The organism is Bacillus sp. PPSBB_2 (assembly GCF_045291115.1).
Lineage (GTDB): Bacteria > Bacillota > Bacilli > Bacillales > Bacillaceae_G > Bacillus_A > Bacillus_A cereus.
Genome location: NZ_CP147983.1, coordinates 5,165,107 through 5,187,251, shown reverse-complemented (window position 1 = coordinate 5,187,251; position 22,145 = coordinate 5,165,107). Strand labels below are relative to the sequence as shown.

The following is a 22,145-nucleotide window of genomic DNA, read 5'->3' as shown; positions in this document are numbered from 1 at the left end:
CGACATTAATCCATACCAAATTCGGGGTCAAAATAATATTTGTTCATCAAGTTGTTCACGATACCGTTGAAATATGCAAACTTCCCCTTTTTAATGCGGACCCTACTCTTTATTTTCATCGCAAATTCTTTCATGGCCTGTAAACCAATATGTAATTCTTGCTCTTTATCAAAAGCAGTTTTCCCTGTTGTATGATTTATCACACGATTGCATTGTTTTACGACCTTCCAAAATTCTTGAATGGTTTTCGCTTTTGAATAAAAAGCAGAAGCTAGGGAAGAAAAACGTTTCGGAACCCAATGAGACACAAATTCAGCTCTTTTAATGTTTTCTTCAGGTAGAGTAGTATTCTCATTACTATTACGTTTGTTTATATCTTTTATATTTTGTTTTAAGGAAACAGGTTTTGTTTTAATGGTAGGACACTTTGTAGGACTTTTTGTATCTACCTTGTCGGACGCTTCTTCCACAATAGGTTGAATAATAATACCATTTGAAGTTTGAAGCATATCTTTTGTGCGTTTCATTGCTACCTGTTTAATCATGTCTAGATCCACAAGTTTCTTCATTAAACGTTGTACAGTTTTATAGGAAACTTCCATCATGTGAGCAATTGAATTTTTACATAGGAAACTAACACCTACATATTTGCAGCTGTAGCGTTTTAAAATTTCAAGTAATGCAATTAGTTTAGATTTTACGTCGGTACGCTTAATAGACATACGGATAATGTCTCTATATGTACGTATAGTTTTGTTTAATTCTTCCACATCAGTGAATGACGATAAGTTGTGGAAGGATTCTTTAGTTGCGATGACATCGATACGTTTTTTCATAACGGTTTGTCTCCTTTTTGGAAACAAAAAAGCAACGTCACCTAATTATTGGGTAAACGTTGCGTAATAAACCCTATATGAGGTAAAATAACTCATGAGAGGATAGCAAGTGTTTACCTGGTCAGCTCAGGTGGATGGTTAATAAAGTGGTGGTACACTCTATTAACGCGCTGTGCTCTTTTGTTTTTATGGTCACATTTTGGTCACGAATGAATAAAATTCAAGATTTATTCATAATTCCCAATAGTGTACAAACCGTTGATATATAAGCGTTTGTTACTGTTTTTAAAACAAACGTAAACAAGCTTTATTGACGAACAGGGTCAATTCCTTTTTTTGTTTTCAAATTCTTCTTCTGAAATGACTGTAAATCCGTGTCTTTTAAATAAAGCAGTTGTCACTCCGAAACCAGTTTGCTTATTACCGTTAAATTCTCCAGTGTAAATCGTAGAACTACCACAAGATGGGCTGCGTTCTTTTAAAATAATATATTCTGGGTGTAAATCTTTAATTTGTTCTAATGCTTTATAAGCACCATTTACGAAAGCTTCTGTGACATCTTTACCATCTTTTGTCATCACTTTCGCTTTTCCGTCTAAAACGTCGTCGCCATTCCCGCCAATAATTTCAGCTGAGGGGCGAGGTGTTGGTAATCCCCCTAATACTTCGGGACAAATGAGGACTGTATCTTCTTTTTGCAGAAGCTCCTCTATTTTTGAAACAAGATTGTCATTCCCGTCATAACGGCAAGCGATACCACCTAAACAAGCGCTAATTACGATCATATTTTCATCTCCATTAAAAAAATATTAACTATCACGCCAATTTCACTTCCTGCCTCTTACTTATAAATGAGGTGATATAAATGGGAAGCTTATATAATTTAATGAAACCATATAGTGAATTTCGAAGTAAAGAAGAGTTTAATACATACCAAAAACAAGTTTTGAATTGCTACCGATTTCAATTGAATAAAACGGATGCTATCATCATTCATTTTTTAGGGAAATATGCGGTGAATGAGAAACAGAAAACAGTGGGAGTTGCTTGTCCGTTAATGGAGACGATTGCGACGAATGTTGGAAAGAGTATTCGTACAGTACGCCGCTCAATTGCAAAGTTAGAGGAACTAGGAATTATAAAGCGTGTTGCAACAAAAGAGAGACATAAGCGCGGCGGGTATAGTGCGAACTTATATGTATTTCTTACATCTGCGATTGACCGCATGGATGACCGTATGCAAATGTCCGGTTGTAAAACTGAGAATAATGCAACTGGCTGTAGTAAAAATGAGCAAAAAAGCGCTGGGGAAACAATTCTTTCTAAAAACATTCTACAAATAAAAGAGAAAAGAAAAGGAACGTACGAGCTTGATGAGACGTATTGCCGTCATGATATACCGAAGCCTTTTATATACGCACTGGTGCCCATGACGAGTAATCCGAAGAAAATTAATATATTTTGGAGTAAGGTCGAGCTTGCATATAAAAAGAGCGGGTTACTAGAACAAGGTGTTTTACTAGAGCAAATATTAGCTGACGAAGAAGTGTATGGAAATTTAATTTGGCGTGTGAAAAGTGTTGTAAGAGCATATAAATATGGGGAAATTCGTAAAGATATTGGGGCACTTTTATACAGTACAGTGCGAGATTTATTTTTAGAGATTGGATTAGAATGGGGAGCAGCATTAAGGAGAAGTAAGGGAATATCACTATTTGATCCATTCAAAAAAGAGCCATGTGTATAATACATGACTCTAATTAGTTAATCGAACTTCCTTACAACTGGAACACGAATCGCTACAAATAGTACGAAGACGATAACAGCTATTGCACCACTTTTCATAACGGTTACGATTGGAATTCCTATTGCAAGTGCAATGGATGTGAATGCATAAGAGAGCGGGATAAAGCCCATTGATGATAGCATAAGTAAACTCATTACGCGTCCCATCATTTCTTCTTTGACTGTCGATTGAATCATTGCCATAAGCGGTACAATCGCCATTGCGATTGTAATACCGTAAAACATGCCAGCTAATAGTGCTTGCCAAAGTACGGTACTAAAGTTGATGGCTAAGAAGAATATACCAGACAATAGCATCATGATAATACAAAATAGACCGCGTCTACGATTAATATTTTTTAAACCGACAATGATAGCACCGATTGCCATTCCACCGCCTACAGATGCCTCTAAGTAACTAAACTGGAGCGAATCACCATGCAGAACGTTTTTAACAAAAAGCGGGAAACCAACTTGCATCGGACCGATTAAAAATAAGTTTAAAAAAGCGCTACAAATAAGGAAAGTTGAAAGGAATGGCGATTCCTTTACATATAAGATTCCTTCTTTAATGGAAGTGAACATACCTTTATCTGTATCTTTTTGTTCTGGCATCGTAAATTGTATTTTTTGAACGAGTATGGCAGCGACAATCAGTAATAAAATCGTAATGGAAAAGATTGTCTCATAGTTCGTAAATTTAATGAGAATTCCGCCAAGTACAGGGCCTAAGATGACCGATGCTTGGTTCGTTATTTGTGTAAGTGAATTCGCTTGTGTTAACCGGCTTTTTTCTACCAATTCCGGTAAGATAGATCCATCTGCTGACCAGAAGAAAGCATCAGCAAGTCCAAAGAATAAAGCGAATAAAGCAAATGTATATAGCGTTACATCACCAACGATAAACCATGTGAGAATGGTTGCGACAAGAATCGCTCGAATGATATTGGAGTAAAACATAATATTTTTTTTCGGGAATTTATCAGCTACAGCGCCGCCGACAATCATAAAAATAAGCCTTGGAACACTAAGGGCTACGAAAACAACACCGAGTGAAGCTTCAAGGTTTAACGTTTTTGCTATGTACCACGTTTGTGAAAAAGTAAAAAAGGCTAAAGCAAAGCTTGAAAAAAGAGTAGCTGCCCAAAGAAAAAGGAAATTCGTATTTTTTAATAACGGTTTTCCGCTTTCTTCTAAAGCAGTTTTATTTTGTTGTAGTTCCTCCATATTGCTTCCTTTCTATGTGACAAATTTAAACTAAAAAACCAGTAAACGCCCGATTGGTGAGGGCTAATACTTAATGGGAGATGCCCCCACTGATTATAGTTTCACTTTATACAGTTTCTAATATTTCTATACTGCACTTTCTCATTGTAGACAATAATAATGAATTTGCCCAGTAGCTATTTAACGACAAAAAAAGATGCCGAATGGGCATCTTTTTTTAGGCTAACGCAATATAAATATCCAGTTGTGCATGATTTGGGTCTAATGCTCTTTCGTCGTAAAGCTCGAAGTCTGTTGTGAAGGCACGTTTATTTTCTTTCGACCATTGCCAAATATATTCCCAAGCTTCGCAAACGACTTCAGCAACTGGTCCCTTTCTCGTTGTAAATACCGCATATGTAGCAGCAGGTATTGTTAAAGTTGTCATATTTTCAGGAACGTCTTCTAATGAAGAAACGGGCGTACCGATTGTGAATGTATATGTACCAGTTTCATCTGATTCGTAGTTTGAGTAGAAAGCAAATGTTGCTTTCGTTTTTTGGTTTGGGATGTGATGCATTATTTGTTCTTGGAAGTAGCGGTTCCAAAGCTCGGGGATTTTTCCTTTAGTAGATGCCTCTCTTTCGTTAGTCGTCGTAACTGAAACGCCGATTGCTTGGAAAGCTTCTTTTTTCATTATAATGGGCTCGTTAATCATGAAAATTCCTCCTTTAAAATAAGAACATTCGTTCCTGGTTTTAATATAACATATTTTTATATGTGAAGTTTTTTTGAAAATTTTAATTATAAATAAAAAATAAGTAAAAAATGGTAAAATTTCTATTTCGTGTACAAATAGATTTGGGAGTATGTTAAGATTTTTATGTATCCTTTAACTGTTATATAAACCTATACAATAGGGCATTTTTTACTATGTTAAAAAATGGTGTAGGTTTGTATAAGTGTCCGATATATATATATGCTATTTTTGATAAATTAAAATAGTAATATTCTATGAGATTTATATTGTTGACATTGGGATTTCAACGATACATTTTCGTAGGTCGGATTGTTGCGAGTGGATATATATTGCTATGTATACGGCTACGAAATTAAGTAGACGGATAGCAAGCATATAGAAAGGAGAAAGGTAGAAAATATGAAACAAGTATTGAAGTGTTTTAATGTCGTAACAATGATCACACTTCTCCTATCCATCATATTGCCTTCACCCAGTGCTTTTGCAGAGATAAATAAAAAAAGCTGGGATGAGTTACAAGGAAATGATGTGAAAATTAAGGCAGAGCAAGTAAATGCCGAAATATATAGGGGGGAAGTAGCTAAGAGGGAGCACGTATTTCAATATACGATTGAAAATACGGGAGATACACCAATTCAAGAATTGGTGCTTAAACAAAGTAATGAAAATCAAATTACGTTCCTCTCGCAATCTGTGAAAGTAAACGGAGAGAAGTTACCTGAAAATAAAGTAGCGGATTTCTATGTAGAAGAAAAAGATAAGGGAGGAAAACTTCTTTCTTCTAATCTTAAAATTCGAGATTTAAAATCACACGAAAAAATGACGGTGCTAATAAAGGCTAGCCGCACGCAGCATTTTAATAAAGAATACAAACAAAAGATTAGTGTGCAAAAAGATCAAGTACAAATAGGAAACATGTCTGTAGATGTTGAGGGAATCCCTTCTGAAGAAAAGGTAGCAGCTAATGCCGATGAGGAGGCTGACAGTAGTAAGAAAGAAGTTGGCCCATCAGCTAATAATACAATTAAAAAAGTTGATGAAAAGCTAAAAGTATCTGTAGAAGATAAAAATAACCCTACATCAAAAACAGAACTACCAGAACAACCAGTAACCGAAGCTGAGAAACAGCCAGAAAAAGAGGCAGTAAAGCAGAGTGTTGCAGAAGTACAAGCTACGTCAGAAAATGCTTCGAAGGTTCAAATCCAAACAGGAGATAAACAAGGGTTTGGAGACCCGTTGTATTCTATAATTGCTGCTGGTAATTTAGTACAGACTGGTAATGTGACGCTTGGTTTGACAACTGACCATTACGGCAGACAAAGTATGGGTTATAAAACGAACAAAATGACAGTGGACGTTGATAACGATAATAGTACTTTTAATTCGTCAACAGGCGCATTTCCTAACATTCCTGCTGGAAGTAAAGTGAAAAAGGCGTATTTATTTTGGACAGCAGCTATGGGAACGCCAACTTATGCAAATAAAGAGTATAGAGTTAGTGATGAAGATGTAAGGCAGCCGGTTAAAATGAAAATGGGTAATAAAGAATATAAAGAGGTAAGTGCTACTAGTATACGAAAAGCAGCTAGTTTACCGTATATTTCAAATTACTCTGGTAGTGGTGCCGGTTATGTTGCATATGCTGACGTAACAAATGTAATTGCACAGCAAGGTCTTTCTCAAACGGTGACAGTTGCGAATGTGCCACAAATTAAATTTGAAAAAGGCAATGGTTACTACTGGGGCAACTGGAATCTTATATTAGTGTATGAAAACTATAAAGAAACAGTAAAAGATATGAAGATTTGGGAAGGTTTAGTTACTCAAAAAAGTACAGCTTGGACAGATATTAGTGTTAATAAAATAAACACACCAAAAGAAGGTGCTTTTAAGGCGAAATTTAGTTATTTTTCATCGCAAGGTGATCCAGCTGATAATGATGTGTATGCCTATGATTATGGAGAGTATGATTTTGGGTTAGGGTATCAAAAGTTTAAAAATATTAAAGGTAAAGATAATGATGTTAATGACTCATCTATGACAGAAGTACAAGTAGACGGTACTAACGAGTTTGTTACGAAAAAATACCCAGGATATAACCCGGATTGGACAAATTCATTCAGTACAGATATTCATACGTATCACCTTGAAGGACCTACTCAAGTGAAAAATGATTTAAAAGAAGCAAAAATGCGTTTTAGAGCATATGGTGGTGGCGGTGATATTTACGTATTAAATAACGCCACATTCGTTACAGAGCATAATGCGCCAAACTTACAAGTTGATAAAAAGGCGTTAGATAGTGCTGGGAAAGAAATTAAGGACGTTAAAGCTGGTGAAGAGTTTACGTATCAAATTGAAGTGAAAAATGATACGAAAAATAACCAAGCCCCTGTATCTAATGTAAAAGGTTTTGATAAATTAGATGATCGTTTAGAGTATGTTCCGGGATCTATTCAATATGTGTCTGGAAGTAATAAAGGAAATAAAACAGATAATGCAAGCGATGATGAAGCAGAGTTTGTAAATAATCAAATTGATTTCCGTATTGGTGAAGGTGCAAATGCTAAAGACGGCGGTGTTTTAAAGCCTGGTGAAAGTGCTGTTATTACATTCAAAGTAAAAGTGAAAGCTTCTGTACAATCAGATACAACAGTAAAAAATATCGTTGTTGTAAAGGGACAAGATAGTAGCGAGGTAAATTATGAAACTGCAGATGATGCAGATATTACGGTTACGACTCCAAAAGAGATCCCTGGAGAAATAGAAGCTAAAAAAATAGCATCTAATAAAACACCGAAGCTAGGTGACGAGGTAGAGTATCGTATTACATTTAAAAATAAGACAAAAGATGGACGTCTAGATGTATTGACCATTGAAGATGAATTACCAAGCAATCTTGAATACGTGAAAGATAGTTTGAAAGCAGAAGGTGCAAAACCAGAGCCAGTAGAGCTGAAGTTTGAAAATGGAAAAGTAATTGCAAAATATCCAGAAATTATGGATATGGAAGAAAGAAGTATCGTCTTTAAAACAAAAGTAAAAGAAACTGCAAAAATTGGTGAAGAAATTGTTAATAAAGCAACCGTTAGAGATAAAACAAATCCACCAAAGAATCTAGAAGAGAAGATTACACCACAGCATAAGGCCGGTAAAATTGCTGCAAAGAAAAAAGCAACAAATAAGAAGCCAAAGCTAGGAGAAGAATTTGAATATCAAATTAGCTTCCAAAATACGGTGGAAAACGGAAAACTAGATGCAGTTACAATAGAAGATGAAATTCCAGCTAACTTAGAATTTGTTCAAGGCAGTGAGAGAGCTGAAGGTGCTGAACCAAATCCAGTAGAGTTAAAAGTAGAAAATGGTAAGGTAATGGCAAAGTATTCAGAGATTATGGATACGAAAGAAAGAAGTATCGTCTTTAAAGTGAAGGTGAAAGATTCAGTTGCAATAGGTAAAGACATTACAAATAAAGCGATTATCCATGTTGATGATCCGAACCATCCAGTAATTGATCCGACAGCAAAAATTACACCGCAATATAAAGACGGTAAAATTGCTGCTCATAAAAAGGTGAATAATCATAAACCGAAGCTAGGGGAAGAAATCGAATACCGAATTTCATTTAATAATACGGTGAAAGATGGAAAACTGGCAGAGGTGAAAATTGAGGATGAAATTCCGTCTGGTTTAGAATATGTGAAAGATAGTCTAAAAGCAGAAGGTGATAAGCCAGCACCGGTAGAGTTGAAAGAAGAAGCTGGTAAGGTTAGTGCGAAGTATGAAAATATCACTGATATGAAAGAAAGAAGCATTATCTTTAAAGTGAAGGTGAAAGATTTTGTTGAAGTGGACAAAGCAATTGTAAATAAAGCAATTGTTGATGATACAAAAAATCCACCAGAGCGACCAGAAGTAGAAATTACCCCGCAGCATAAAGCTGGTAAATTTAAAGCTAATAAAAAGGTAAATAAAAAAGATCCAAAGCTAGGAGAAGAAGTAGAGTACCGAATTAGTTTTAAAAATACGGTAGAAAACGGAAAACTAGCAGAAGTGAAAATTGAGGATCAATTACCAACTGGTTTAGAGTATGTGAAGGATAGTTTAAAATCAGAAGGTAATGAGCCAGCGCCAGTAGAGTTAAAAGAAGAAGCTGGGAAAATTACAGCGAAGTATGAAAATATTACTGATACAGCTGAGCGTAGTATTAGCTTTAAAGTGAAAGTAACGGAAGTAGCAAAAGTCGGTAAGAAAATCATGAATACGGCAATTGTGGATGATGACAATCCGAAGAATCCGCCGCAAAAACCAGAAGCGATTATTACGCCGGAGTATAAGAACGGAAAACTAAAAGCTGAGAAAACAGTAAATAATCCAGCTCCAAAATTAGGAGAAGAAGTAGAGTATCGAATTACTTTCCGTAACGTAGTAGAGCATGGAAAAGTAGCGAAGGTGAAGATTAAGGATGAATTACCAACTGGCTTAGAGTTTGTAGAAGGTAGTGAAAGAGCCGAGGGAGAGAATCCGAAACCGTTGTATGTGAAAGTGAAAAACGGAATCGTCCTTGCGGAATATCCAGAAATTACGGATATGAAAGAAAGAAGTATCGTCTTTAAAGTGAAAGTGAAAGAAAAAGCTAAAGTAGGCGAAGAGATTGTGAACAAGGCGATTGTGGAAGATACAATAAATCCACCAGAGCAACCGAATATCTCTATTCAGCCTCAATATAAAGATGGTGCATTACAAGCAGAAAAAACAGTAAGTAATCATGAACCAAAGTTAGGAGAAGAAGTAGAATATCGAATTAGCTTTGAAAATATGGTAGAGAACGGAAAACTAACTGAGGTAAAGGTAGAAGATGAAATTCCAGCCGGTTTAGAATACGTACAAGATAGTATAAAGTCTGATGGGCCGGAGCCACATCCGGTGGAACTTAAAGTAGAGAATGGAAAAGTAACAGCAAAGTATCCAGAAATTACGGATACGAAAAAAAGAAGTATCATCTTTAAAGTGAGAGTACAAGAGACGGTACAAGTAGGAAAAGAGATTGTAAACAAGGCGGTTGTGGATGATAATAATCCGACGACTCCGCCAGTTGAGCCACTTATACCAATCACACCGCAATATAAAGGTGGGAAACTAGAGGCAAGAAAAGAAGTAAGTAATCATGAACCAAAGCTAGGGGAAGAAATTGAATATCGAATTACTTTTAACGGCACAGTAGATGGCGGGAAGTTAGTTGATGTGAAAATTGAAGATGAAATTCCAGCCGGTTTAGAATATGTGACAGATAGTTTGGAGGCTGTAGGTGATAAACCTGCACCAATAGAGCTTAAAGTAGAGAATGGAAAAGTAACAGTGAAGTATCCAGAAATTACGGATACGAAAGAAAGAAGTGTCATCTTTAAAGTAAAGGTAAAAGAAACAGCAAAAGTTGGAGGAGAAATAACAAATAAAGCGATTATTGAAGTGGATGATCCGAAACATCCAGTTATAGAACCGACAGCGAAAATAAAGCCAGAATATAAAGATGGTAAGTTAACAGCAGCGAAGACAGTAAGTAATAAAGAGCCAAAGCTAGGAGAAGAAGTAGAATACCGAATTAGCTTCAAAAATACGGTGGAAAACGGAAAACTAGATGTAGTTACAATAGAAGATGAAATTCCAGCCGGTTTAGAATACGTGCAAGATAGTCTTAGATTTGAAGGTGCTGAGCCAAATCCAGTAGAGTTAAAAATGGAGTTTGGAAAAGTAATCGCGAAATATCTAGACATTGCGGATATGAAAGAACGTAGTATTATTTTTAAAGCGAAGGTAAAAGAAGCACCAAGTAAAGGGATAACAAATAGAGCGGTAGTGGATGATAGAATAAATCCGCCACTTGAGCCTACAGTTACAATTTTACCGAAAACAAAAGAAGATTTTAAGATACCGGAAGAACCAGAAGTGAAACCGGAAGATCCGAAAGAACCAGAAGTGAAACCGGAAGATCCGAAAGAACCGAAAGAACCGAAAGAACCGAAGGAGCCAGAAGTGAAACCGGAAGATCCGAAAGAACCGAAGGAACCAGAAGTGAAACCGGAGGATCCGAAAGAGCCGAAGGAGCCAGAAGTGAAACCGGAAGATCCGAAAGAACCGAAAGAACCGAAGGAGCCAGAAGTGAAACCGGAAGATCCGAAAGAACCGAAGGAACCAGAAGTGAAACCAGAAGTAAGATTGGAAAAATTAATTAAAGAGCCGCAAGTAAAAACAGAAAGAGAATTACCGAAAACAGGGGCAGCGTCTCCATGGATGATGTCAGTTGGTGCTGGAATTTCATTCTTAGTTGGCGGAGTATTATTCGTATTAGGTAGAAGAAGAAAACAATAATTTTTTTAGACGAAAAGCACACTGAGTTCGATAGTTTATCGAATTCAGTGTGCTTTCGTGGTATATAAAATAAAAGCTCCTTCCACGTATGGAAGGAGCTTTTATTTTTACATATTAAAACATGCTTGAGCTATGCATTGGTTGAAGTTTTGCATTTGGATCGAAGTAAGCTTTTGCATTGTTTACTGCTGTTGGTGCTTCACCGAAGCCGCAAGCAATGAGTTTTACTTTTCCTTCATATGTACAAATGTCACCAGCAGCGTAAATGCCAGGAATATTTGTTTCCATTTTTGAATTTACAAGGATGCTGTTTTTTTGTATATCTAAGCCCCAGTTTTTAATTGGGCCAAGAGAAGAAACGAAGCCATAGTTTACAATTACGTCATCAACATCGATGATAACTTTTTCTTCCGTTTTTACATGTTGAAGAACGACTTGTTCAATTTTGTCATCACCAATGAGTTCTACTGGAACGTATGGTGTACTTACTTCTGCACGAGAATTCATTAAGCTTTCTACGCTATGTTCATGCGCACGGAATTTATCACGGCGATGAACGATTGTAACTTTTTCAGCAATTGGTTCTAACATCATTGTCCAATCAACAGCTGAATCGCCGCCGCCAAATACTACGACGCGCTTACCGGCAAATTTATTCATATCATCAACGAAATAATGTAAGTTTTTCTTTTCATACTTTGCTGTACCTTCTAATTCTAAGCGGCGTGGTTGGAAAGCACCATTGCCAGCAGTAATAATAACTGATTTAGAATAGTGAGTTTGCTTATTCGTAACAAGTTTAAATATACCGTCAGCTTGTTTCTCAAGCGTATCGACAGCTTCTTCTAAACAAACGGTTGGGTCAAATTTCTTCATTTGCTCTTTTAAGTTATCAACTAATTCTTGTGCGCGCACTTTTGGGAATCCAGCTACATCATAAATGTATTTTTCAGGGTAGAGTGCGGATAATTGTCCTCCAAGTTGAGGTAAGCTTTCAATGATTTTTACACTTGCTTGTCTCATACCGCCATAAAATGCTGTGAACAGTCCCGTTGGACCACCACCAATAATTGTTATGTCGTAAACTTTTTGATTTTCTGCCACTTTCATTCCCCCTATAGATGGAATTTTGATATTGATTTCATATATTGTTCATATGTACACGAAAATCCTGCAAATGATGATACTTTCAAATAAATGATAGCATATTTGAGTTCATAATACTTCTGAAAACGACTGAATTGTGTGTAAGTTTTCGCATAGGTTCTTTTTTATTGTATAAAATATACAGAAAGGAAAATACATGAAAAAAAGGCTAAAAAACCCTTGAAAACGCTATGTTATTTTAAAATATTGATAATTCTCCAGACGCTTGAATTCTGGAATAAAACCGACTAATATAGGGAAGTATTATGTTAAATTTCTATGACAAAATTCGTACGATTTTTTGACTGCGTTTTGTTATGATATAGAATGTGATAAATTCCACATTCTTGACAAATAGAGTTTTTAGTACTTGGTATTATTTTTCATTACTATTATATAAAGAAAAGGGTTGTGATTTGGTGAAGACTCCAAAAATCGTAGTTTTAGGTGCAGGTTATGGCGGGATGATTACGACTGTTCGTCTGCAAAAAGCATTATCTGTAAATGAAGCTGAAATTACGCTAGTAAACAACAACAGCTATCACTACCAAGCGACTTGGTTACACGAGAGCGCAGCTGGTACATTACAAGATGAAAAAATCTGTCTAGATATTCAAGACGTTATTGATACAAATAAAGTGAACTTTGTACAAGACACAGTAGTAGAAATTAAAGCTGCTGAAAAACGCATTATCTTAAAAGACGGCGAGTTAGAGTATGACTACTTAGTAATTGGTCTTGGTTTCGAATCAGAAACATTCGGAATTACAGGATTAAAAGAGCATGCATTCTCAATCGCTAACATTAATGCAACTCGTGAAATTCGTGAGCATATGGAAGCTAGTTTCTCTAAATATGCAACTGAACAACGCGATGAGTTAGTAACAATCGTTGTTGGTGGTGCTGGATTTACTGGTATCGAGTACGTAGGTGAGCTTGCAAACCGTGTTCCTGAACTTTGCAAAGAGTACAATGTACCACGTGAAAAAGCACGTATCATCTGTGTAGAAGCTGCTCCAACAGCACTTCCAGGTTTCGATCCAGCGTTAGTAGAATACGCTGTAAAACAACTTGAGAAAAAAGGTGTAGAATTCCGCATCGGTACAGCAATTAAAGAAGCAACTGAAGAAGGTATTATCGTTGCGAATGGCGATGACACTGAATTAATTAAGTCTGAAACAGTAGTTTGGGCTGCAGGTGTTCGTGGTAATGGTATTGTGGAAGAGTCTGGATTTGAAGCAATGCGCGGACGTGTAAAAGTTGATGAGTACATGCATGCTCCAGGATACGAAGATGTATTCATGGTTGGTGACGCAGCGTTAATCATTAATGAAGAAATTAACCGTCCATACCCACCAACAGCACAAATCGCAATTCAACAAGGTTACAATATTGCACACAACTTAACTGTATTAGTTCGTGGTAAAGGCGAAATGAAGAAATTCGCATTTGATAATAAAGGATCTGTATGTTCTTTAGGTCATGACGATGCAATGGGCGTTGTTATGGGTAAAAAGTTAACAGGTTGGAAAGCTTCCTTCATGAAGAAAGTAATCGATAACCGTTACCTATTCTTATTAGGTGGACCTTTATTAGTTCTTAAAAAAGGTAAATTAAAGTTCTTTTAATATATATTAGAAAAAGCAGAAACGGCTAAGAGCTGTTTCTGCTTTTTTCATATTAAAAATATAGTATAATATAAAAAGAAAGAATATTCTGTCCGTTCTGAAAGAGGAGGTTATTACATCATGGAGAAACGAGGGAAGGTATGGCTGGCTGTTAGTGGTTTAGTAGCTACAAAAGATGGTAGGTGGCTATTTGTTAAGAAGAAATACAGTGGATTAAAAGGGAAATGGTCTTTACCGGCTGGTTTTGTAAATGAAGGTGAGACGGTTGATGAAGCTGTGAAACGCGAAGTGTTAGAAGAGACAGGCATTGTCGCTCATGTGAAGGGGATCATTGGTGTTCGATCGGGTGTTATTCGTAATGAGATTAGTGATAATATGATTATTTTTCTTTTGGAGCCTGAAGGAGAAAATATTATTATACAGGAGAAAGAATTGTCTGAAGTGGCGTTCTTACATCCGGATAAGATTGTAGACGATCCGAATACGTCTGTGCTTATTAAATATTTGTTAGAAGGAAGATCAGAACTACATCTTGAAGTGGACAAAACATTAAATCCAGGCGAACCATTTGGTTATACAGCTTATCACGTATTTACGGCACGTGCGAAGGAGAGGGGAAAAGAGTGAGTATACCGGTACTACTTATTTCAATGATGTTATTCTTTATTTTGTTCTTTGGAATTGGATTTTTACTCAACATGATTTTGCGAGCTACTTGGGTAATGGTTATTGTGTATCCGATTGTTTGTATGCTTATTATTAATAAAGCGAGTATGTGGGATTATTTTTCAAAACCGAAAGAAACATTTTCTTCATTTGGGACAAGTGTATCGCACTTAGGACAAGCAGACGTATTTATTCTATCTACTGGATTAGTAGGGGCTGCTTTAGCAGGAGTCGTAATCAAGAAACTTCGGAAAAGCGGATATCAAATGTTTTAATCTCCAATTAAGTTGGAGATTATTTTTTTGCATATTCCTTCATGGTATAGGGAATGATTAACGATGAAGGAGTGTGGAATATAAAAATGTTAAAACGATATTGTATTCGCATTATGATGACTTGTTTACTTGCAATTGCATTATGCGTAACATGGAATGCTTTCACAGGAGTTTCTTTATTAGAGATTGTAAAGAAGTATGAGGGAACGAGTGCAAAAGAAGTACATGCAGCAGAAGTTAAGAGAAATGTTGCTCCGAGTAAAGAAGTGATAAATGCTTTAGAGCAGGCAAACGACTGGTCTAAATATCGTTCAATTGAAATGACTGCAACAGGTTATACGTCGGGAATTGAGTCAACTGGTAAGAGGCCGGGACATCCGGAGTATGGTATTACACATTCAGGTGTTAAGGCGAAAAGGGATTTATATTCCACAATCGCAGCGGACTTACGCGTATTCCCAATTGGAACAATTTTATTCGTACCAGGTTATGGGTATGGTGTAGTAGCTGATAAGGGCGGTGCAATAAAAGGAAACCGTCTTGATCTATATTATGATACGGTGAAAGATGTTTATAGCCAATGGGGTAAGAAAAAAGTAAATGTGTACGTAGTAAAAGTAGGAAATGGTAAGTTTACAGAAGAAGAGTTAACGATGTTAAATCAAGACGAAACGATGCAAGTGTTTCGTGGTCAATATTTAAAACAAAGATAGTCTAGTCGTAATTACGCTAGACTTTTTTTCTTGGCTTATTTCATAATAGAGGGGATTTTACACGTCATATAACTGTAGTTAGAATTGTCGCATTTTATCGAAAATAAAGTTATAATGGTGGTAGAGAAATTTAGGGGGTCTGAACATGTTTCAAGTACAAAAAGAATTAGCAGGTCACGAAGCAGTAATTGTCGCTTTATTTGAAGAAGAGAAAATGAGTAGTTTTGTACAAGAACTGGACAAAGCGTTTGAAGGACCATTACAAGTTTTACTAGAAGAGAAAGAATTATCTACGAAGAAAAAGGCCATTTCGAAAGTACATAGCTTAGGAAAAACAAATGTGAAACGTTATTACTTTGTTGGTTTAGGCAAGAAAGAGTCTTACACGACAGAAACGTTACGTGCGGCTCTTGGTAAGGCATTTAAAACACTGCAAGTAGCAAAAGTACAAGATGCAGCAATCTTACTTGATTCTTTCGTAACAGAGAAATTAGAGGCGATTGATGTCGCTCATATTGCAGCAGAGGTACAAGGCCTTGGTACATATGAATTACAAACGTATAAATCAGATAAAAAGGATCGTGTAGAGTTAGAGAAGTTCACGGCTATTACAGCGGAAGATGCACAAGAAATTGAAGCCGCATTAACAGTTGGCTACGTACATGGACGTGCAACAAATTCAGCTCGTACACTTGTAAATATGCCGCCAAACGTATTAACAGCGACAAAGCTTGCTGAGTATGCTGTTGAATTAGCGGAGAAGTATGATATGGACTATAAAGTTCTTGAGAAAGAAGAGATGGAAGATCTTGGTATGGGTGCGTTGCTTGCAGTAAACCAAGGTAGTGTAGAGCCACCAAAAATGATTGCTCTTATTTATAAAGGAAAAGAAGAGTGGACAGATGTCATTGGATTCGTTGGAAAAGGTATTACATACGATACAGGTGGTTATTCTTTAAAACCACGTGAAGGCATGGTCGGTATGAAAGGTGATATGGGTGGTGCAGCTGCTGTATTAGGTGCGATGGAAATTATCGGTGAACTTCGCCCAGAACAAAATGTGATCGCTGTTATTCCTTCAACTGATAACGTTGTAAGTGGTACGGCATTTAAGCCAGACGATGTAATTACATCTATGAGCGGAAAAACAATTGAAGTATTAAATACGGATGCAGAAGGTCGTCTAGCTTTAGCTGACGGTATTACGTATGCGAAAAAACTTGGTGCAAACTACCTTGTTGATGTTGCAACATTAACAGGCGGTGTAATTGTTGCACTTGGAAACTATACGACAGGCGCAATGACAAATAATGAAGAGTTATTTGAGCAAGTGCTAGAGGCTTCTATGGAAACAGATGAGCCAATTTGGCAACTACCGATTTTTGATCGTGATAAAGAACGCGTTCGAAACAGTAAGTTTGCTGATTTAAATAACTCACCAGGCCGTGAAGGACATGCGGTTATGGCAGGTACATTCTTAGGCGAATTCGCTGAAGATACACCGTGGGTACACTTAGATATCGCTGGAACATCAGAAACAAAAGGCGCGCACGACTTAGGTCCAGCTGGAGCAACTGGTGCAATGGTACGTACACTTGCAACACTTGTGGAGCGTTTTGGAGAAGAATAAGAGTATAAGTGAAGACTGTTCCAATATTTTAGAACAGTCTTCTTTTTATAGGTTTGTTTACCCCGCTATTTGCCGGGTAGTAAGACTCGCACCCAAAAATTCAGCGAAAGCAAAGCAGTTAGGTGGGGTTGTCGTAAAAGCCCGATTGGTGAGGGCTGATTAAAGTTTCACTTTATAAAGAAATCGTATACAAAATCCCGTTTAAAGCAAAAGAAGTACGGCCCGTTTCTTCAGAGACAACTAATATAAGTGCATCACTCTTTTCTGATAAGCCAATTGCAGCTCTGTGACGTGTTCCTAGCTCAGGATCAACTTCTGTACTTTTCGTTAAAGGAAGAATATTAGCAGCTGAGACAATATGATTATTTTTTACGAGAACGGCACCGTCATGAAGAGGGTTACCTGGATAAAATATTGATTCGAGTAATGGCGCAGTTAAATGAGCGTTTAATGTCGTTCCAGTTTGAATGAGAGCTTCAAGCGTCTCGTTTCTTTCCACAACGATAAGAGCACCATGTTTTCTGGCGCTTAAATGTTGGATAGCTGTTGTAATAAAAGATGAATTTTCCGTATAAGGTGATAAATATGCCTGAATATAGTATGTAGCTGCCAATGTTTGTACATTTGCTAACATATGATGAATATCTTCCATTTTGCATAAAATACATTCGTCTTCTTTATCGATTGCGTTCCTCATAATCGATAGTTCTTTTTCAGCAATTTCAATCATTTGCTTTGTTTGTATTTTGAGCTCTTCTGACAAGCCCCATTCGTGCATAATCCTCATTCCCTTTAGTGGAGTATTTAACAATAGTGTATACAAATATTCCTAGTAAAATCCTACTAGATTTTATAAAATATTGAGATACAGCATGTTTTTTTCATATAATAAAGGTATGACGAGCGAGAGGAGAGAGAAGAATGAATTGGAAACAAGAATTTAGTCGCTGGCTTTCTTACGCACAATTAGATGCAGAATTAAAAGAACAGCTAGAAAATATGAAGCAAGATGAGAAGAAAATCGAGGATAGCTTTTATAAAAATCTAGAGTTTGGTACAGGTGGTATGCGTGGTGAACTTGGTGCTGGTACGAACCGTTTAAACGTATATACAGTTCGTAAAGCAACAAAAGGATTAGCAAGCTTTATTGAAAAATTAGGTGAGGAAGCGAAAAAACGCGGTGTTGTTGTAGCCTATGATTCTCGTCATAAATCACCTGAGTTCGCAATGGAAGTTGCTGCTACACTTGGGGCACGCGGTATCACAACATATGTGTTTGAAAGCTTACGTCCAACGCCAGTACTTTCTTTCGCAGTTCGTCATTTACATACAGTAAGTGGAATCGTTCTTACGGCAAGCCATAATCCACCTGAATATAACGGATACAAAGTATACGGTGAAGATGGTGGACAGTTACCTCCAAAAGAAGCAGATGAGTTAATTAGCTACGTAAATGCAGTAGAAGATGAATTAACAGTTGAAGTCGCTAATGTAGAGCAATTAAAAGCTGACGGTTTATTACATATTATTGGACAAGAAGTAGATGATGCATATGCTGCAGAATTGAACAATGTCATCATTAATAAAGAAATGGTGCAAAAGGTTGGTAAAGACTTAAAAATCGTCTTTACACCATTACACGGAACATCAAATATTTCTGTACGCCGTGGTTTAAAAGAAGTTGGATTTACAGATGTAACAGTTGTAAAAGAGCAAGAGTTACCAGATCCAAACTTCTCTACAGTAAAATCACCGAACCCAGAAGAGCACGCAGCGTTTGAGTATGCCATTCGTGACGGTGAAAAGGTAGGCGCAGATGTATTAATCGCAACTGATCCTGACGCAGACCGCCTTGGTGTAGCAGTGCGCAATCATAATGGTGAGTTCCAAGTATTAACAGGAAACCAAACAGGTGCATTAATGCTTGATTACTTACTATCTCAAAAGAAAGAAAACGGAACGCTTCCGGAGAACGGTGTCGTATTAAAAACAATCGTAACGTCTGAGATTGGTCGTACAATTGCGAAAGCATACGGTTTAGATACAGTTGATACGTTAACTGGATTTAAATTTATCGGTGAGAAAATTAGGCAGTATGAAGAAAGCGGACAATATGAATTCCAATTCGGTTATGAGGAAAGCTATGGTTATTTAATCCGCCCATTCTGCCGTGATAAAGATGCAGTACAATCTGTCCTATTTGCATGTGAAGTAGCTGCATACTACAAATCACAAGGGAAAACGTTATATGACGGTCTATTAGAAGTATTTGAGAAATACGGCTTCTTCCGTGAAGACCTTGTATCGTTAACGTTAAAAGGAAAAGATGGAGCGGAAAAAATCCAAGAGATGATGGCAACGTTCCGTGAGAATCCTCCGAAAGAAGTAGCGGGCTTAACAGTCGTAGCAGTGGAAGACTATAAAGCAAGCATCGTTACATCTTTACAAGATGGACATAAAGAAGAGATTCACTTACCGAAATCAAATGTGTTAAAATATCAATTAGAGGATGGTTCATGGTTCTGCCTACGTCCATCTGGAACTGAGCCGAAGATTAAGTTTTACTTTGGTGTAAAAGATAGTTCTTTACAAAATAGTGAACAAAAGTTACTTACTATTAAAGAAGACATTATGAATCGTTTATAATACAAAGTAATTTTAAGTAGTAAGGAACAAAAGGGAGCGAAATCTCCCTTTTGTTTTATGTAGGAAATAATTGCTATTGATTCCGACAGGAGAGAGGGTATTTTGTGATGAAAAAAGTAAGAAAAGCGATAATCCCAGCAGCTGGATTAGGAACACGTTTTTTACCAGCAACGAAAGCAATGCCGAAAGAAATGTTACCGATAGTAGATAAACCAACGATCCAATACATTGTAGAAGAAGCAGTGAAATCGGGTATCGAAGATATTATTATCGTTACTGGTAAAACAAAGCGTTCTATTGAAGATCATTTTGATAATGCATTTGAACTAGAACAAAACTTATTAGAGAAGAAAAAATATGAGTTGCTTGAAAAAGTACAAGCCTCTTCAAAAATGGTAGATATTCATTATATCCGTCAAAAAGAGCCGAAGGGACTAGGACATGCTGTTTGGTGTGCGCGTAAATTCATTGGTGATGAGCCGTTTGCAGTGTTACTAGGTGATGATATTGTCCAAGCTGAGAAACCGTGTTTACGTCAATTAATGGATGAGTATGAAAAAACACTTTCTTCTGTTATTGGTGTACAAACTGTTCCAGAGTCGGAAACACATCGCTATGGAATTATCGATCCATTAGAACAAGAAGGTCGTCGTTACCAAGTTCGCAATTTCGTTGAGAAACCAGCACAAGGTACAGCTCCTTCAAACTTAGCAATTATGGGCCGTTACATTTTAACGCCTGAAATCTTTATGTTCTTAGAACAGCAACATGTCGGTGCTGGTGGTGAAATTCAATTAACAGATGCAATCCAAAGCTTAAATGAAATCCAACGTGTATTTGCTTACGATTTCGAAGGAAAGCGCTACGACGTAGGTGAAAAGCTAGGATTCGTTCAAACGACAATTGAAATGGCCCTGCAACACCCAGAATTACGTGATGACATGGTTGCAATGATGAAGAAAATTTTAGAAGAACAAGCGAATCAAGAGTCTTAATATAAAAAAAGAGTTATTGCAGCAATCTGCAATAACTCTTTTTTATTATGAAATCGTCGAATGAGAATGCTGATAAGCAGAACGACGCACAGCATAGTATATGCGAGGTGCGATAATAGCACCGATAATTGTAAATGCAATATCTTTTACTGCAAACCACATCATAATCATCCAAGCAGCTTTATAGCTCATATTACCGCCCATAAAGAGATTGACTGCTCCGTACATGTAAGTAGTACCGATTATATAAGTTAAAATAATTCCAGTGAAAGAGGCAATTGCAAATGTAATGAAAGTTGGTCTTTCTTTTTGTTCTACTAGTTTTCCTGATACGTAAGCAACGATAATAAAGGCGATAATAAAACCACCAGTAGGATCTAAAAGTGCTCCAAATCCAGCTTCGAAGTTAGCGAAGATTGGTGCGCCGGCTAAGCCAACGAGCATATATACAGTCATGGATAAGGCACCAAGTCTACTTCCAAGAAGAAGACCTGCTAAAATTGCGAAAAATGGTTGCATAGATAATGGGATGCCTGCTACTTGTAAGAAAGGTGCCCAAGATACAATATTTGCACCGATGGCCATAAGAGCAACGAACATGGCAGCTAATGCTAAATCTAAAACATGAAATCTTCTCATAATGTTAACCTCCTGTTGTTTTTAGGTTAACATTATCGTAGCGAAAATATTTACTTGTTGTCAATCAAAATATTTTGATAAGAAGGCTTTAAATAGTCTCTTAGCAACGTATATGGAATACGAAATTGCGGAATTCCACTTGAATAGGGAGCAATCTCATATAAAGGGAAATAAATGACGAGATTGTCTGGCTCTAAAAAGAAGTGGAATTTTTTCATACTCATTACTTTTTCAGTTGCATCAGGAAAATAAATGCTTTCATTTTGTTTAATTTGTCGTACAATCTCCGCACGGATTACATCTTTATATTTATCCTTTTGTTGAAATAAATCGTCTAAGTGCAGTACCTTTTTTTCGTTTAAATCGAATGTATTTGCCTTCCACGTATAAAGACCGTGTGCTCCGCCAGTATATTGATAGTAATTCACATATAGGCTAAGAAAAGGTGGTTTGTTTAAAGAGACTTTATAATCAACATTTGCTACGTACGGATGAAAGGGTATACTAGATCCTTCGGTCTCTTTATAATATTTTTTTGCTTCTTTTTCTAATTTGTTTTTAAATTTGTCAGTGGATTTTTTGTAGTATAAATTGAGTTTATTTTGAAATTTAGAATCAGAAAAGTTGTGAAAAGAAGGCCTATTTATTTGATATTCTATATAAGGTTTCTTACCTTTTTGCGTTACAGTCTTAACATCGATTGTCAGGTTAGATGCTTTGGCTGTTATTGCACAATTTGGTACAATAGTCAGCAAGGAGAACATAAGCAGTAATATACAAAATTTCTGTTTCATTTAGGTGAAGCCTCCTTATATAAGTGTTATAAGTAGTTTGAAAATAAATAGGTAAAA

The 22,145-nt window shown here is 36.7% G+C and carries 17 protein-coding genes; 9 read left to right on the top strand and 8 right to left on the bottom strand.

Annotated elements, in window-relative coordinates; genetic code table 11:
* Window positions 1–5: 5 nt before the first annotated feature.
* Together V6946_RS26345 and V6946_RS26340 are read right to left on the bottom strand one after the other, a co-directional pair.
* Entirely contained in the window at window positions 6–836 is an 831-nt protein-coding gene (locus tag V6946_RS26345) for a helix-turn-helix domain-containing protein (protein WP_366981846.1), read from the bottom strand.
* Between the two features lie 323 nt (window positions 837–1,159).
* Complete coding sequence (locus V6946_RS26340; RefSeq protein WP_006925892.1) at window positions 1,160–1,621, bottom strand: DUF523 domain-containing protein; 462 nt, start codon at window positions 1,619–1,621, stop codon at window positions 1,160–1,162.
* Between the two features lie 80 nt (window positions 1,622–1,701).
* Between V6946_RS26340 and V6946_RS26335 the strand changes: the two genes are divergently transcribed.
* Window positions 1,702–2,583 (top strand): helix-turn-helix domain-containing protein, encoded by an 882-nt coding sequence (locus tag V6946_RS26335; RefSeq protein WP_006925890.1) that lies wholly within the window; start codon window positions 1,702–1,704, stop codon window positions 2,581–2,583.
* 17 nt (window positions 2,584–2,600) lie between these two features.
* Here V6946_RS26335 and V6946_RS26330 read toward each other — a convergent pair whose 3' ends face one another.
* Together V6946_RS26330 and V6946_RS26325 are read right to left on the bottom strand one after the other, a co-directional pair.
* Window positions 2,601–3,848: an MFS transporter gene (locus tag V6946_RS26330; RefSeq protein ID WP_366981847.1), complete on the bottom strand. Its 1,248-nt coding sequence runs from the start codon at window positions 3,846–3,848 to the stop codon at window positions 2,601–2,603.
* 217 nt (window positions 3,849–4,065) lie between these two features.
* A complete protein-coding gene (locus V6946_RS26325; RefSeq protein ID WP_006925885.1) occupies window positions 4,066–4,545 on the bottom strand; it encodes a GyrI-like domain-containing protein in 480 nt (159 codons plus the stop codon).
* Between the two features lie 441 nt (window positions 4,546–4,986).
* Here V6946_RS26325 and V6946_RS26320 point away from each other — a divergent pair, with 441 nt between their 5' ends.
* Window positions 4,987–10,956, top strand: a complete 5,970-nt coding sequence (locus tag V6946_RS26320; RefSeq protein WP_406622148.1) for an isopeptide-forming domain-containing fimbrial protein — start codon at window positions 4,987–4,989, stop codon at window positions 10,954–10,956.
* 114 nt (window positions 10,957–11,070) lie between these two features.
* On the opposite strand, the gene V6946_RS26315 is transcribed toward V6946_RS26320, so the two are convergent.
* Window positions 11,071–12,060 carry an NAD(P)/FAD-dependent oxidoreductase gene (locus V6946_RS26315; RefSeq protein WP_000829789.1) on the bottom strand — a complete coding sequence of 330 codons (990 nt, stop codon included), beginning with the start codon at window positions 12,058–12,060 and terminating at the stop codon, window positions 11,071–11,073.
* Between the two features lie 461 nt (window positions 12,061–12,521).
* Between V6946_RS26315 and V6946_RS26310 the strand changes: the two genes are divergently transcribed.
* From V6946_RS26310 to pepA, 5 genes are all read left to right on the top strand, one after another.
* On the top strand, window positions 12,522–13,730 hold the full coding sequence (locus V6946_RS26310; RefSeq protein ID WP_000856612.1) for an NAD(P)/FAD-dependent oxidoreductase: 1,209 nt from the start codon (window positions 12,522–12,524) through the stop codon (window positions 13,728–13,730).
* A gap of 120 nt (window positions 13,731–13,850) precedes the next feature.
* Entirely contained in the window at window positions 13,851–14,357 is a 507-nt protein-coding gene (locus V6946_RS26305) for an NUDIX domain-containing protein (RefSeq protein WP_000415315.1), read from the top strand.
* On the top strand, window positions 14,354–14,671 hold the full coding sequence (locus V6946_RS26300) for a YuiB family protein (RefSeq protein ID WP_000027016.1): 318 nt from the start codon (window positions 14,354–14,356) through the stop codon (window positions 14,669–14,671). The genes V6946_RS26305 and V6946_RS26300 overlap by 4 nt, the downstream gene beginning before the upstream one ends.
* Window positions 14,672–14,757: 86 nt before the next feature.
* The gene (locus V6946_RS26295) at window positions 14,758–15,384 is read left to right on the top strand and encodes a 3D domain-containing protein (protein WP_366981849.1); all 627 of its coding nucleotides are present in this window, start codon (window positions 14,758–14,760) and stop codon (window positions 15,382–15,384) included.
* A 145-nt stretch (window positions 15,385–15,529) separates the two neighbouring features.
* On the top strand, window positions 15,530–17,014 hold the full coding sequence (gene pepA / locus V6946_RS26290; protein ID WP_406622147.1) for a cytosol aminopeptidase: 1,485 nt from the start codon (window positions 15,530–15,532) through the stop codon (window positions 17,012–17,014).
* A gap of 172 nt (window positions 17,015–17,186) precedes the next feature.
* On the opposite strand, the gene cdaS is transcribed toward pepA, so the two are convergent.
* Window positions 17,187–17,792: a sporulation-specific diadenylate cyclase CdaS gene (gene cdaS, locus V6946_RS26285; RefSeq protein WP_366981851.1), complete on the bottom strand. Its 606-nt coding sequence runs from the start codon at window positions 17,790–17,792 to the stop codon at window positions 17,187–17,189.
* A gap of 143 nt (window positions 17,793–17,935) precedes the next feature.
* Here cdaS and V6946_RS26280 point away from each other — a divergent pair, with 143 nt between their 5' ends.
* Both V6946_RS26280 and galU read left to right on the top strand, forming a co-directional pair.
* Window positions 17,936–19,660 (top strand): phospho-sugar mutase, encoded by a 1,725-nt coding sequence (locus V6946_RS26280; RefSeq protein WP_001104227.1) that lies wholly within the window; start codon window positions 17,936–17,938, stop codon window positions 19,658–19,660.
* A 107-nt stretch (window positions 19,661–19,767) separates the two neighbouring features.
* Window positions 19,768–20,655 carry a UTP--glucose-1-phosphate uridylyltransferase GalU gene (gene galU / locus V6946_RS26275; protein WP_002097988.1) on the top strand — a complete coding sequence of 296 codons (888 nt, stop codon included), beginning with the start codon at window positions 19,768–19,770 and terminating at the stop codon, window positions 20,653–20,655.
* Between the two features lie 45 nt (window positions 20,656–20,700).
* Here galU and V6946_RS26270 read toward each other — a convergent pair whose 3' ends face one another.
* Complete coding sequence (locus V6946_RS26270; protein ID WP_406622146.1) at window positions 20,701–21,294, bottom strand: biotin transporter BioY; 594 nt, start codon at window positions 21,292–21,294, stop codon at window positions 20,701–20,703.
* A gap of 50 nt (window positions 21,295–21,344) precedes the next feature.
* Window positions 21,345–22,088: a DUF3298 and DUF4163 domain-containing protein gene (locus V6946_RS26265; protein WP_366981852.1), complete on the bottom strand. Its 744-nt coding sequence runs from the start codon at window positions 22,086–22,088 to the stop codon at window positions 21,345–21,347.
* Window positions 22,089–22,145: the final 57 nt, after the last annotated feature.

Bases quoted from the DNA above. Each gene is read 5' to 3' on its own strand.
- V6946_RS26345 (WP_366981846.1), bottom strand. From the start codon at position 836: ATGAAAAAACGTATCGATGTCATCGCAACTAAAGAATCCTTCCACAAC.
- V6946_RS26340 (WP_006925892.1), bottom strand. From the start codon at position 1,621: ATGATCGTAATTAGCGCTTGTTTAGGTGGTATCGCTTGCCGTTATGAC.
- V6946_RS26335 (WP_006925890.1), top strand. From the start codon at position 1,702: ATGGGAAGCTTATATAATTTAATGAAACCATATAGTGAATTTCGAAGT.
- V6946_RS26330 (WP_366981847.1), bottom strand. From the start codon at position 3,848: ATGGAGGAACTACAACAAAATAAAACTGCTTTAGAAGAAAGCGGAAAA.
- V6946_RS26325 (WP_006925885.1), bottom strand. From the start codon at position 4,545: ATGATTAACGAGCCCATTATAATGAAAAAAGAAGCTTTCCAAGCAATC.
- V6946_RS26320 (WP_406622148.1), top strand. From the start codon at position 4,987: ATGAAACAAGTATTGAAGTGTTTTAATGTCGTAACAATGATCACACTT.
- V6946_RS26305 (WP_000415315.1), top strand. From the start codon at position 13,851: ATGGAGAAACGAGGGAAGGTATGGCTGGCTGTTAGTGGTTTAGTAGCT.
- V6946_RS26295 (WP_366981849.1), top strand. From the start codon at position 14,758: ATGTTAAAACGATATTGTATTCGCATTATGATGACTTGTTTACTTGCA.
- pepA (WP_406622147.1), top strand. From the start codon at position 15,530: ATGTTTCAAGTACAAAAAGAATTAGCAGGTCACGAAGCAGTAATTGTC.
- cdaS (WP_366981851.1), bottom strand. From the start codon at position 17,792: ATGCACGAATGGGGCTTGTCAGAAGAGCTCAAAATACAAACAAAGCAA.
- V6946_RS26280 (WP_001104227.1), top strand. From the start codon at position 17,936: ATGAATTGGAAACAAGAATTTAGTCGCTGGCTTTCTTACGCACAATTA.
- galU (WP_002097988.1), top strand. From the start codon at position 19,768: ATGAAAAAAGTAAGAAAAGCGATAATCCCAGCAGCTGGATTAGGAACA.
- V6946_RS26270 (WP_406622146.1), bottom strand. From the start codon at position 21,294: ATGAGAAGATTTCATGTTTTAGATTTAGCATTAGCTGCCATGTTCGTT.
- V6946_RS26265 (WP_366981852.1), bottom strand. From the start codon at position 22,088: ATGAAACAGAAATTTTGTATATTACTGCTTATGTTCTCCTTGCTGACT.